We start from the raw sequence: 11,779 nt of genomic DNA on the forward strand, positions 1-11,779 counted from the left end.
TGCGGGCTCTCTAGCGTGTCGGCTCAGCCGCCGGCGATCATGCGCTGATGAGCTCGGTGGACTCGAGGTGCTGGCGCAGCTCGGCGAGCACGCGGCGCAGCAGCCGGCTGACCTGCATGGCGCTCAGCCCCATGGCCTGGGCGATCTCCGCCTGGGTCATGTCGTGCTTGAAGCGCAGCTCGACGATCTTCTGGTCGCGGGGAGGCAGGCGCTTGATGGCCGTGCGGACGACGATGTCGTCGTCGAGGCCGGGGTCGGACTGGTGCTCGGCGCGGGCGTCCACGAGGTCGAGGACCGGTCGACCGCCCTCCGTGGTGGTCGCGTCGAGGGAGGCGGGGCGAAGGTTTGTCGACGCTACCTGTGCCTCCTTGACCTCCTCGAGCGTCAGCCCCAGGGCTTCGGCGAGGTCGTTCTGGTCCGGCTCGTGGCCGAGCTGCTGCTCGAGCCGGGTGCGGGTCTCGGTCACCAGCTGGCGGCGCTCCTGCAGCCCGCGCGGCGGGCGGACGAGCCACCCGTGGTCGCGGAAGTGGCGTCGCAGCTCGCCGGTGATCGTGGGGGTCGCGTAGGCGCCGAACTCAGTGGCCTGCTCGAGGTCGAAACGCTGAATTGCCTTGAGCAGCGCGAGAAATGCGACCTGCTCGAGGTCTTCGCGGTCGAGTCCTTTGCCGGCGTAGCGGTGTGCGAGGGAACGAGCCAGTGGCATGTGCAGCCGGGTCACCGTCTCCAGGGCCTGTGACCGCTCGCCCTCGGACTGGGAGGTGCGGAAGGTCTTGATGAGCTCACGGGTGCGGGCGTCCTTGCGGGGACCGCGCGAGAAGTCGGTCATGTCTGCTCCATCGAGAGTGTGCGTTGCGGCGCCTTCTTGACCGACATCGGTAACCTTAGACAAAGCATCAACATTGCACAAGCCCTCGACATGGCGACGGTGGCGGAGAGCGTGCCCCCGTGACTCGACCGCCTTCCGCGGGTCGGCGGAGAGCGGGCACGATCGCGGCGCATCGGCCAGGACGGCGGCCGGTTGTGCGAGGGTGAACGCATGCGTGTGGCGTTGATGGTGACCTGCATCAACGACGCGATGTTCCCCGACGCGGGCAAGGCCGTCGTGCGGCTGCTGCGTCGGCTCGGCGTCGACGTCGACTTCCCTGTGGCACAGACCTGTTGCGGCCAGCCGATGGTCAACACCGGCTACCTCGACGAGGCCGTCCCCGTCGTCCGCACCTTCGTGCGCGCCTTCGAGGGCTACGACGCGATCGTCACGCCCTCCGGCTCGTGCGCCGGCTCCGCGCGGCACCAGCACTCGATCGTCGCCCGCCGGTCGGGCGACCCGGGCCTGGCAGCCGCCGTCGCCGAGGTGTCGCCCCGCGTCCACGAGCTGTCGGAGTTCCTCGTCGACGTGCTCGGCGTCGAGGACGTCGGAGCGTCCTTCCCGCACTCGGTCACCTACCACCCCACCTGCCACTCGCTGCGCATGCTCGGCGTCGGCGACCGACCGGAACGGCTGCTCCGCGCCGTCCGCGGTCTGCGGCTGCTCGAGCTGCCCCGCGCCGAGGAGTGCTGCGGCTTCGGCGGCACCTTCGCGGTCAAGAACGCCGACACCTCGGTCGCGATGGGCGCCGACAAGGCCCGCCACGTCAGGGAGTCCGGCGCGGAGGTGCTCGTCGCCGGCGACAGCTCGTGCCTGATGCACATCGGCGGCATGCTGACTCGCCAGCGAGCCGGGGTGCGCGTCATGCACCTCGCCGAGGTCCTCGCCTCGACCGAGGGCCCGGCCCAGACGGAGGTCCGGTGATGAGCCGCACGTTCGTGGGTATGCCGCCGTTCCCCACCGCCGCTCGCGCCGCCCTCGCCGACACCCAGCTGCGCAGCAACCTGGCGCACGCCACGACCACCATCAGGGCCAAGCGGGCCGCCGTCGTGGCCGAGGTCGACGACTGGGAGAGCTTGCGGCTGAGGGCCGCTGCCATCAAGGACGACGTCCTGCTGCACCTCGACGAGCACCTCGTGCGGCTCGAGGAGTCGCTGACGGCGCGGGGAGCGGTCGTGCACTGGGCGCGTACGGCCGAGGAGGCGTCGGACATCGTGGCGCAGGTGGCACGTGCCCACGGCGTCGACGAGGTCGTGAAGGTCAAGTCCATGGCCACCCAGGAGGTTGAGCTCAACGAACACCTTGCGGCGCAGGGCATCTCGGCCTGGGAGACCGACCTTGCCGAGCTCATCGTCCAGCTCGGCGACGACCTGCCGAGCCACATCCTCGTGCCGGCCATCCACCGCAACCGCGCGGAGATCCGCGCGATCTTCGAGCGGGAGATGGGGCGCGTCGGCCGGCCGGCGCCAGAGGACCTCACGGATGAGCCGGCACGCCTGGCCGAGGCCGCCCGCCTGCACCTGCGCGAGAAGTTCCTCCGAGCCAAGGTCGGCGTCAGCGGTGCCAACTTCGCCGTCGCCGACTCGGGCACCCTCGTCGTCGTCGAGTCCGAGGGCAACGGCCGCATGTGCCTGACCCTGCCCGAGGTGCTCGTCTCGGTCGTCGGCATCGAGAAGGTCCTGCCGTCGTGGGACGACCTCGACGTCTTCCTCACCCTGCTGCCCCGCTCCTCGACGGGGGAGCGGATGAACCCCTACACGTCGACGTGGTCGGGCGTGACGCCCGGCGACGGCCCGCAGGAGGTGCACGTCGTCCTGCTCGACAACGGCCGCACCCGCGCCCTCGCCGACGAGGTCGGCCGTCAGGCCCTGCGGTGCATCCGCTGCTCCGCCTGCCTCAACGTGTGCCCCGTCTACGAGCGGACGGGCGGGCACGCATACGGCTCGGTCTATCCCGGTCCGATCGGCGCGATCCTCAACCCGCTGCTGCGCGGTGTCGGTCACGACGAGCAGACCGACTCGCTGCCCTACGCGTCGTCGCTCTGCGGCGCCTGCTTCGAGGCGTGCCCGGTCCGGATCGACATCCCCAGCGTGCTGGTCGACCTGCGCGCCAAGGTCGTCGACGCCCACCGCTCAGGTGTGCCCAAGCCCGAGGCGCTCGCCATGCGGGCCGCGGCCGCGGCCTTCGGCTCGGGTGGCCGGCTGGGTGCCGTGGAGCGGGCCTCGAGCCTCGCGGGCCGCGCCCTCGAGGCGATGGCGGGGCTCACCGGTCGCGGCCGTCGGGCAGGCGGCCGGCGGCTGCTCGGGCGGCTGCCCGGCCCGGGCGCCGCGTGGACCGATGCGCGCGATCTGCCGGCCCCGCCGGCGGAGTCCTTCCGGGCCTGGTGGAAGCGGACGTCGGGAGGCACGCAGTGAGCGCACGCGACGAGATCCTCGCGGCCGTTCGCGACGCCGTCGCAACGGCGCGTCGGCCCGTGGCGGTGCCCCCGCTGGAGCGTCCGGAGCGTCCCGGCGACGTCGACCTCTTCGCCGAGCGGGTTGCCGACTACCGCGCCACGGTCGTGCGGTGCGGCCCCGACGAGCTCGAGCGCGCCATTGCGGCCGCGCTGCCCGCGGACGGCTCCGTCGTCGTCCCCGACGGGTTGCCGTATGTCGTCCCGGGCGCAGTCCGCGACGACGGCCTGGCCGCCGTCGAGCTCGACCGGGTGGCAGCCGTGGTGACGACCTCGACCGTCGCCGTCGCGACCACCGGCACCATCGTGCTGTCGCACGGCCCGGGGGAGGGCAGGCGGGCGCTGACCCTCGTGCCCGACCTCCACGTCTGCGTCGTCCGGTCCGACCAGGTGGTCGACGACGTCCCGGCCGCCGTCCGGCGGCTGGACCCCGACCGCCCGACGACGTGGATCAGTGGGCCCTCCGCGACGAGCGACATCGAGCTGAGCCGGGTCGAGGGTGTCCACGGCCCGCGTACCCTGCACGTCATCCTCGTCGGCTGACGGACGGCGCGCGGGGTCCGGCGGGAGGGCTCAGCCGATGGGAGTGAGCTTGTAGTGCAGTCGAACTGCGGTGGCGGACCACATGCCCAGCTCGTGGTCGGTGCGCAGCGCCCCCGCGCGGTCCACGTAGACGTGGAAGCGCTCGTGGCCCGGGGCGTGTGCGGCGTGGTCGCCGTGTGGGACCGCCGCGCTCGTCAACCACGCATCGCCGATGCGGCACCGTCGTGCACGGACGGGTGCATCGAGCCACGCGTGTTCGCCGCCGAGGTCGACGCGGCGTCCGGTCGCGCGCCAGAAGCTGCGGGAGACCCGGTCGAGGCAGCGGGGACTAGCCTGCTGGCATGACTGAGAGCGACCACCGCGGCCACAGGAGGCCCGCCTTCTTCACCGAGTCGGCGCTCGAGGCCCACGGTCCCGCCTACGACCCGACGGAGCAGATCCACGTCGCCCACGAGACGGCCCTGGCCCTGGTGCACGCCGGCCGCGCCGCTGCCGACCCGGCCGTCACGCGCAAGCTCGTTGCGCTCGTCGACGACATCGGCCTGTCGACGCTGGCGGAGCTGTGGTCACAGCGGCCCGCGCGTTCACTGCCCGGCGCCCTGTGGCGCCTCTACGTCCTGCGCGAGTGGGTGCAGCGCGCTCCCGAGGAGGCCAGCCGCCAGTATGCCGCGGGCATCCGGTTCACCGGCCCCAACCACGCCGTGGCCGGCGCTGCCGAGCCACCCGGACCGCAGGAGATGGGCCGGGTCATCGACGAGGTGCTGCGAGGTGTCTTCGAGGGAGACCTCGCCGTGGCGCTCGAGCGGGCCGCGGCCTTCTGCAGGGTCGTGTCCGCCGGTCGTGCCGACACCTCCACGGGTGACGAGTCCGCCGAGGCGGCGGCCAACGTCCTCGGCATGGGCGAGGACCTCATGGTGTGCGCCCGGCTGTGGCGGGCCGACGCCCTCGACTGACTCGACTGACTGGACCGACTGGACCGACTGGACCGACTGGACTTGTCTCGACAGGCTCGGGCGCTTCCTCGAGCGTGCCTGCGGGCTCGTCGGCACCGTGTTCCCCGTTCTTTGGCGATCTCCGATGACGGCTTTATCCTTGAGGGGCGTCGGGCCGCGGTAGCCCCGGGTCCCAAATTCAGCCGCTACGAGCGGCCCTGTGCCGAGAGGCGCTCCCGGCCCGACGCCCCTAACTGCAGATGGGTGCTGCTTGCGGCCGTGGCTCCGAGGCCGCCCCGACACAGACCGGGGTGTGGGCGAGCATGTCGGTCTCGACCGAGAAGCGGGCCCGCCTTGCGGAGGTCGTGAAGCCACAGGCCTCGCACCGGCCGAGGACGAAGCTGCCTCGCTGTTCGAGGACCCAGCTCCCGGCCGGGCCGTTCTCCGCGGTCGGATCCGCGTCGGTGGCCATGTCATCCATGATGCACGGACCGGTGGGAGCGACGAAGCGTGCTCCGATTACTCCATCGCTTACCAATGGAGCATTGTGGGACATAGGTTGGTCCCATGACGCCCGAGGAGGAGCGGTCCGGCGACCTGCTCGATGTGCAGCTGGCCGACGAGATCGAGCTCGTGAGCGACCTCGTGGTCGCGGCCTCCTCCAGCCCCCGTCACCTCACGCCGGAGGAGATCGACCAGCTGCTGGGCGTCAGCGGTGACCGCCCGGTGGACCCCCACGCGGGCGCGCTCCCGGACTCCGCCGGCTGACACTGCTCCCGGGCCAGGCGCGGCACAGCCGACGAGGGCCCCACTCCTGCCTGTCCGCGGCGCGACAGGGTGGTCGCTTCGCCCGTGTGGATGTCTGACTCATGGGTACACGGTGGACTGTGGGTGGACGGTCGGTTACGCCCGATTGACGCCGACGCCGTAGCATCTTCCCCGGACCAGCCCTCGAACCGACCGGAGCATCCCCGTGGGTTTTCGCCTCACACCCCAGGACACGAGCTTTTTCGCCCTCTTCACCTCCTCCGCACAACTCCTCGTCGAGGCGACCCGGGAGCTGACCCGCTTCCTCGAGGTCGAGCCGTCGCAGCGGCAGGCGGTGGCCGACCGGCTCAAGGACCTCGAGCACGCGGCAGACGATGCCACGCACGAGCTCATCAACAAGGTCAACAGCTCGTTCATCACGCCCTTCGACCGTGAGGACATCCACAACCTCGCGGCCTCGCTCGACGACTGCATGGACTACATCGAGGAGACCGCCGACCTCATCGTGCTCTACCGCATGGGAGAGATCCCCGAGGGCCTGGCCGAACAGTTCGAGATCCTCGCCCGGATGGCCGAGGTCACGGCCGAGGCCATGCCCCGCCTGCAGTCCATGAAGGACCTCAAGAGCTACTGGATCGAGATCAACCGTCTCGAGAACCAGGCCGACTCCCTCCACCGCAAGATGGTGGCCGCCCTCTTCAACAACTCGCCCGACCCGATCAACGTGATCAAGGTCAAGGCGATCGTCGACGGGTTCGAGAACGCCGCCGACGCGTTCGAGAAGGTGGCGCACGCGGTCGAGGGCATCGCCGTCAAGGAGTCCTGACCCGCTGATGGACACCACCATCCCCTTCGCCGCGGTCGTCGCGGTCATCGCGCTGGCGATGGCCTTCAACTACACCAACGGCTTCCACGACGCCGCGAACGCCATCGCAACCTCCGTCTCCACCCGGGCGCTCACCCCGCGAGTCGCACTCGCGATGGCCGCCGTGGCCAACCTCTTCGGCGCCTTCTTCGGCAGCAAGGTGGCAGCGACCATCGGGTCGGGCATCATCGCCCAGCCCGAGGGCGTCGACGGCATGTGGCTCGTCGTCGCCGCCCTCGTGGGCGCCATCGCCTGGAACCTGATCACCTGGTGGTTCGGGCTGCCCTCGTCCTCCTCCCACGCGCTCATCGGCGGCCTCTGTGGCGCCGCTCTCGTCGCCGGCGTCGCCGTGCACTGGAGCGTCGTCTGGTCCAAGGTCATCATCCCGATGGTGATCTCGCCGGTCGCCGGCCTGCTCATCGGCTACCTCGTCATGGCGGGGCTGTTCTGGATCTTCCGCAGGTCCAACCCCGGACGGGTGACACGTGGCTTCCGTCTGTCGCAGACCGCGTCGGCCGCCGCGATGGCGTTCGGCCACGGCCTGCAGGACGCCGCCAAGACCGCCGGCGTCGTGGTGCTGGTGCTCAACATCGCGGGCTACCACAACAGCAACGTGGTCCCGATCTGGGTGCTCGTGCTCTCCGCCGTCGTCATCTCCCTCGGCACGTATGCCGGTGGGTGGCGTGTCATGCGCACGCTCGGCCGCCGCATCATCGACCTGACGCCCCCGCAGGGCTTCGCATCCGAGACGACCGCCGCCTCGATCCTCTACGTCGCGGGCCTCGCCTTCGGTGCGCCGATCTCGACGACGCACACGATCACGGCGGCCATCATGGGCGTCGGGGCAACGAAGCGGATCTCCGCCGTCCGGTGGAGCGTGGCCAACAACATCGTGGGGGCGTGGTTCCTCACCTTCCCCGGTGCCGGGCTCGTGGCGGTCGCCACCTGGTACCTCACGTCCGTCTTCCGCTGACCGAGCAGCACGGCATACGACAGTGCCCACTCGACCTCGAGGTCGAGTGGGCACTGCGCTGCCCGGGGGCGGTGGAGAGGGGCTCAGCCGAAGCGGCCGGAGATGTAGTCCTCCGTGGCCTGCTCGCTGGGGTTGTTGAAGATGCGGGTCGTGTCGTCGATCTCGACGAGCCGGCCGGGATCGCCCGTCTTCCTGATGTTGAAGAAGGCGGTGCGGTCCGAGACCCGGGCCGCCTGCTGCATGTTGTGCGTCACGATGACGATCGTGTAGTCGCTCTTGAGCTCGTTGATGAGGTCCTCGACGGCGAGGGTCGAGATCGGGTCGAGCGCGGAGCACGGCTCGTCCATGAGCAGCACCTGCGGCTGCACGGCGATCGCCCGTGCGATGCAGAGGCGCTGCTGCTGGCCGCCCGAGAGGCCGGCGCCAGGCTTGCTCAGCCGGTCCTTGACCTCGTTCCAGAGGTTGGCGCCCTTGAGCGAGGTCTCGACGATCCCGTCCAGGGTCTTCTTCTTCTTGACCCCGTTGAGGCGCAGGCCCGCGGCCACGTTGTCGTAGATCGACATGGTCGGGAACGGGTTGGGCCGCTGGAAGACCATGCCCACCGTGCGGCGCACGGTGACGGGGTCCATGGAGCTGGCGTAGAGGTCCTGGTCGTCGAGCATGACCTTGCCCTCGACGCGGCCGCCGGGGATCACCTCGTGCATCCGGTTGAGGGTGCGCAGGAAGGTCGACTTGCCGCAGCCGGACGGGCCGATGAAGGCGGTCACGGAACGGGGCTCGACCGTCATCGACACGCCCTCGACGGCCTTGAAGGAGCCGTAGTAGACGTTGAGGTCGCTGACGTCGATTCGCTTTGCCATGTCAGGGTGTCGCTTTCTCTTACTTCTTGACCGAGCCGAAGTGCGCGATGACCCGGCCGATGACGTTGAGCAGCAGGACGAGGAGGATCAGGGTGAGGGCGGCGCCCCACATGCGCTCCGCGGCGGTCGTGAGGGCGAAGTCGCCGCGGTCCTGGTTGATCATCATCGGCAGCGTCGGGAAGTTGCCGTTGAAGAGGTCGCGCTGGAAGTTCTTCGTGTACGGCGCCAGGATCAGCAGCGGGGCCGTCTCACCCATCACGCGGGCGATCCCGAGGAGAACTCCGGTGATGATGCCGGAGTACGCCGTGCGCAGCACGACCTTGACGACGGTCACCCACTTGGGCACTCCGAGGGCGTATGCCGCCTCGCGCAGCTCGTTGGGCACGAGCTTGAGCATCTCCTCGGTCGACCGCACGACGACCGGGATCATCAGCAGCACGAGGGCGAGCGAGGCGGCGAAGCCCGAACGACCGAGCCCGAACGTCGTGACCCACACGGCGTAGATGAACAGCGCCGCCACGATCGAGGGCACGCCGGAGAGGATGTCGACGGTGAAGCTGATGGCCCGGGCGAGTGGCCCCCGCCCGTACTCCACGAGGTAGACCGCCGTCAGGATGCCGATCGGCACCGCGATGAGCGTCGTGAACGCCACCATCTGGAGCGTGCCCTCGATGGCGTGGCGGGCGCCGCCGCCGAAGTCGTCGGAGTTGATGTTGCGCTGGTTGCCGGTCCACCACGTCATCGTCGTGAGCATGTGCACGCCCTTGGCGACCACGGTGCCGAGGATCCAGACGAGCGGGACCATGGCCAGGGCGAAGGCCGCCCACATCACGCCCTTCGCCACACCGTTCTTGACGGCGCGGGCGCGGTGCGGGTGGCTCATCTCGGAGAGCGCCTCGCGGCCGGGCCCCTCGCCCGGTGGCGTCGCGCCGTCCGCAGGAACCGCTGGGGCCCCCGACCGGGCGGCGTCCCGGAGCCCGGAGCCCTCGGAGGAGGAGCGGTCGTCGGGCGTGCGGCGGTCGATGGCGGCGGTCATTCGGTGAAGGCCTTCCTGCGCTCGATGACGACGCGGGCGATGCTGTTGACGACGAAGGTCAGCACGAACAGGACCAGACCGGCCGCGATGTAGGCGCCGGTCTTCGTGGGGTTGCTGAACTCCGCGGCGTTGTTGGCGATCTTCGACGCGAACGTCTCGCCGCCGTTGAAGAGCGACCAGGTCCACGGGCTGCCGTCCGAGAGTGCCGAGACGAGGAAGGTCACCGCGATGGTCTCCCCGAGGGCCCGGCCGAGGGCGAGCATGGACGCCGAGATGACACCGGGTCGGCCGAAGGGCAGGACCGCCGTCCGGATCATCTCCCACTGCGTCGCGCCGAGGGCCAGCGCGCCCTCCTTGTGTGCGGTGGGCGTCTGGTCGAAGACCTCGCGCGAGAGGGCCGTGACGATGGGCAGGACCATGATGGCCAGCACGACGCCGATGAAGCAGATGGTGCCGCCGCTGATGCCGGTGGGGGCGAAGAGGGGGAACCAGCCGAGCTTGTCCTCGATCCAGCCCTGGACCGGCTTGAAGACCGGTGCGAAGGCGATCAGACCCCACAGGCCGTAGACGATCGACGGCACGGCGGCGAGGAGGTCGACCAGCGTGGCGGCCGGCCGGCGCAGCCACGCCGGCGCGTACTGGGTGATGAAGAGGGCCACGGCCACCCCTACCGGCACCGAGATGAACATCGCGATGGTGGACGCGGCGACCGTGGTCCACAGGAACTCGAGGATGCCGAAGGCGGGCTTGTCGCCGCCGGGAGCCCACACCCGGCTCGTGAAGAAGTTCGCCGAGTTGTCCATCAGTGCGGGCACCGCCTGCACGACGAGGAACACGGCGATGAGCGACACGATCGCGATGACGACGATGCCGGAGACGGTCGCGGCACCTCCGAAGATCCGGTCGCCGAACCGGCCGGTGGACGCCCGGTCCCCCTGCAGTGGCTGCTGACCGTCGGGTCCGGGTGTCTGGTCGGCGGTGGACACGCCCGTCACAGTGGACACGTGGAGGCCTCTTCCTTCGCTTGCGTGTTGCTGGCGTAGGGACGGACGCCGGGTGCCGGCGCCCGTCCCTGCGCTGTCGACCCCGCCGGAACGCTCCGGCAGGACCGGGTGGAGAGTCGGGAGATCGCTCAGGAGATCGCGTCGACGGCCGTCTGGACCTTGGTGGCGACCTCGGAAGGCAGCGGGGCGTAGCCCTTGGACTCGAGCTGCTTCTGCACGGCGTCGGAGGCGAAGGTCTTGAGGAAGCTCTTGACCTTCTTGCCCGTCTGGGCGTCGGCGTACTTCGAGCAGACGACCTCGTAGGTCACGAGGACGATCGGGTAGGCCCCGGCTTCCTTCGTGGCGTAGTCGATCTTGAGCGCGAGGTCGTTGCCCGTGCCCGTCTGCTTCGCCGTGGCGATGGTCTTGCCGGCCGACTCGGCGGTCAGCTGCACCGGCCCGGAGCCGGTGTCGATCTGGGCCATCGGCAGCTGGTTCTGCTGGGCGTAGGACAGCTCGACGTAGGTGATGCCGCCGTCCTGGCCCTTCACCGCGGTGGCGACACCGGCGGACTTCTCCTTGCCCTCGCCCTTGCCGGTCCACTTCTTGGCGGGGTCGTAGCTCCAGGCGTCGCCGGCGGCGGCCTTGAGGTACTTGGTGAAGTTCTCGGTCGTGCCGGACTCGTCGGAGCGGAAGTAGACCTTGATCGGCGTGGACGGAAGCGTGACGCCCTTGTTGAGCGCGGCGATCGCAGGGTCGTTCCAGGTGGTGATCTTGCCGTCGAAGATCTTCGCCGTGACCTCGGCGTTGAGCACGAGCTTGTCGACGCCCTTGACGTTGTAGGCGATGGCGATCGGGCCGGTCACCATCGGCAGGTTCCAGGCGTCGGAGCCGCAGGCGGTCTTGGCGTCCTGCGCCTCGACCTTGCCGTCCTTCGGCGTGGTCTTCAGGGCAGAGTCGGACCCGGCGAAGTCGACCTGCTTCGCGATGAACTGCTTGATGCCTGCGCCGGAACCGGTGGGCTGGTAGTCGATGTTGGCGTCGCCGCATGCGGTCTGGTACGCCTTGATGGCCTCGTCGATGGCGTTCTTCTGGGCCGTGGAGCCCTCCGCCTTGAGGTCGCCGGAGAAGCAGTCGCCGGACGCGCTGGAGCCGGCAGCGGCTCCGGCCGCGCCCGCACCGGGCGCGGCGCCGTTGTTCTCGGACGCGCAGGCCGAGAGCGCAAGAGCGCCGGACAGGGCGATGGCGCCGAGCGCGCTGATACGCGAAACAGACACGAGTGTGATCCCTCTCGATGGGGTGTTCCTGGTGGTCGTCCGGTCACTCCGGACGGCGTTGCTGGACGTTCATCCACCGCGAAGATAGGGCGGCCGGATGACCAACCGCCCACGTGCGGTGAACGCCAGGTGAACGAGGGACGACGTCTTGGGGAGGGCGGCCGGCTCGGGATGCGGGCGGCCGCCGGCAGACCGACGATGAAGGGTTCGAGAGGGCTCGGAGGC

13 protein-coding genes are annotated in these 11,779 nt (G+C 70.0%); 7 read left to right on the forward strand and 6 right to left on the reverse strand.

Annotated features, from left to right (window positions below):
• Positions 1–37: 37 nt before the first annotated feature.
• Complete coding sequence (locus tag ABD194_RS10720; protein ID WP_343991094.1) at positions 38–826, reverse strand: sigma-70 family RNA polymerase sigma factor; 789 nt, start codon at positions 824–826, stop codon at positions 38–40.
• A gap of 210 nt (positions 827–1,036) precedes the next feature.
• Here ABD194_RS10720 and ABD194_RS10725 point away from each other — a divergent pair, with 210 nt between their 5' ends.
• From ABD194_RS10725 to ABD194_RS10735, 3 genes are read left to right on the forward strand one after another with little or no spacing between them, the layout of a single operon-like run.
• Positions 1,037–1,789, forward strand: coding sequence for a (Fe-S)-binding protein (locus ABD194_RS10725; RefSeq protein ID WP_343991096.1), 753 nt, complete (start codon positions 1,037–1,039; stop codon positions 1,787–1,789).
• Positions 1,789–3,279 (forward strand): lactate utilization protein B, encoded by a 1,491-nt coding sequence (locus tag ABD194_RS10730; protein WP_343991098.1) that lies wholly within the window; start codon positions 1,789–1,791, stop codon positions 3,277–3,279. Before ABD194_RS10725 ends, ABD194_RS10730 begins: the two co-directional genes overlap by 1 nt.
• Entirely contained in the window at positions 3,276–3,860 is a 585-nt protein-coding gene (locus ABD194_RS10735; RefSeq protein ID WP_343991100.1) for a LutC/YkgG family protein, read from the forward strand. Before ABD194_RS10730 ends, ABD194_RS10735 begins: the two co-directional genes overlap by 4 nt.
• Positions 3,861–3,890: 30 nt before the next feature.
• On the opposite strand, the gene ABD194_RS10740 is transcribed toward ABD194_RS10735, so the two are convergent.
• A complete protein-coding gene (locus tag ABD194_RS10740) occupies positions 3,891–4,058 on the reverse strand; it encodes a hypothetical protein (RefSeq protein ID WP_343991102.1) in 168 nt (55 codons plus the stop codon).
• A 143-nt stretch (positions 4,059–4,201) separates the two neighbouring features.
• Here ABD194_RS10740 and ABD194_RS10745 point away from each other — a divergent pair, with 143 nt between their 5' ends.
• The 4 genes from ABD194_RS10745 (at position 4,202) to ABD194_RS10760 (ending at position 7,398) form a co-directional block, all read left to right on the forward strand.
• The gene (locus tag ABD194_RS10745) at positions 4,202–4,813 is read left to right on the forward strand and encodes a hypothetical protein (protein ID WP_343991104.1); all 612 of its coding nucleotides are present in this window, start codon (positions 4,202–4,204) and stop codon (positions 4,811–4,813) included.
• A gap of 546 nt (positions 4,814–5,359) precedes the next feature.
• On the forward strand, positions 5,360–5,560 hold the full coding sequence (locus ABD194_RS10750) for a hypothetical protein (protein WP_343991106.1): 201 nt from the start codon (positions 5,360–5,362) through the stop codon (positions 5,558–5,560).
• 205 nt (positions 5,561–5,765) lie between these two features.
• Entirely contained in the window at positions 5,766–6,386 is a 621-nt protein-coding gene (locus ABD194_RS10755) for a DUF47 domain-containing protein (RefSeq protein WP_343991108.1), read from the forward strand.
• A gap of 7 nt (positions 6,387–6,393) precedes the next feature.
• Positions 6,394–7,398 (forward strand): inorganic phosphate transporter, encoded by a 1,005-nt coding sequence (locus ABD194_RS10760; RefSeq protein WP_343991110.1) that lies wholly within the window; start codon positions 6,394–6,396, stop codon positions 7,396–7,398.
• An 83-nt stretch (positions 7,399–7,481) separates the two neighbouring features.
• On the opposite strand, the gene pstB is transcribed toward ABD194_RS10760, so the two are convergent.
• The 4 genes from pstB to pstS form a co-directional block, all read right to left on the reverse strand.
• On the reverse strand, positions 7,482–8,258 hold the full coding sequence (gene pstB, locus ABD194_RS10765) for a phosphate ABC transporter ATP-binding protein PstB (protein WP_343991112.1): 777 nt from the start codon (positions 8,256–8,258) through the stop codon (positions 7,482–7,484).
• A gap of 19 nt (positions 8,259–8,277) precedes the next feature.
• The gene (gene pstA / locus ABD194_RS10770) at positions 8,278–9,294 is read right to left on the reverse strand and encodes a phosphate ABC transporter permease PstA (protein WP_343991114.1); all 1,017 of its coding nucleotides are present in this window, start codon (positions 9,292–9,294) and stop codon (positions 8,278–8,280) included.
• The gene (pstC, locus tag ABD194_RS10775) at positions 9,291–10,298 is read right to left on the reverse strand and encodes a phosphate ABC transporter permease subunit PstC (protein ID WP_343991116.1); all 1,008 of its coding nucleotides are present in this window, start codon (positions 10,296–10,298) and stop codon (positions 9,291–9,293) included. The genes pstA and pstC overlap by 4 nt, the downstream gene beginning before the upstream one ends.
• Before the next feature lie 128 nt (positions 10,299–10,426).
• Entirely contained in the window at positions 10,427–11,554 is a 1,128-nt protein-coding gene (gene pstS, locus ABD194_RS10780; RefSeq protein WP_343991118.1) for a phosphate ABC transporter substrate-binding protein PstS, read from the reverse strand.
• Positions 11,555–11,779: the final 225 nt, after the last annotated feature.

Source organism: Terrabacter terrae, from assembly GCF_039529575.1.
GTDB lineage: Bacteria > Actinomycetota > Actinomycetes > Actinomycetales > Dermatophilaceae > Terrabacter > Terrabacter terrae.

What these genes read in the sequence shown, in the direction of transcription:
- ABD194_RS10720 (WP_343991094.1), bottom strand. Translation starts at nt 826, where the DNA reads ATGACCGACTTCTCGCGCGGTCCCCGCAAGGACGCCCGCACCCGTGAG.
- ABD194_RS10725 (WP_343991096.1), top strand. Translation starts at nt 1,037, where the DNA reads ATGCGTGTGGCGTTGATGGTGACCTGCATCAACGACGCGATGTTCCCC.
- ABD194_RS10730 (WP_343991098.1), top strand. Translation starts at nt 1,789, where the DNA reads ATGAGCCGCACGTTCGTGGGTATGCCGCCGTTCCCCACCGCCGCTCGC.
- ABD194_RS10745 (WP_343991104.1), top strand. Translation starts at nt 4,202, where the DNA reads ATGACTGAGAGCGACCACCGCGGCCACAGGAGGCCCGCCTTCTTCACC.
- ABD194_RS10750 (WP_343991106.1), top strand. Translation starts at nt 5,360, where the DNA reads ATGACGCCCGAGGAGGAGCGGTCCGGCGACCTGCTCGATGTGCAGCTG.
- ABD194_RS10760 (WP_343991110.1), top strand. Translation starts at nt 6,394, where the DNA reads ATGGACACCACCATCCCCTTCGCCGCGGTCGTCGCGGTCATCGCGCTG.
- pstB (WP_343991112.1), bottom strand. Translation starts at nt 8,258, where the DNA reads ATGGCAAAGCGAATCGACGTCAGCGACCTCAACGTCTACTACGGCTCC.
- pstA (WP_343991114.1), bottom strand. Translation starts at nt 9,294, where the DNA reads ATGACCGCCGCCATCGACCGCCGCACGCCCGACGACCGCTCCTCCTCC.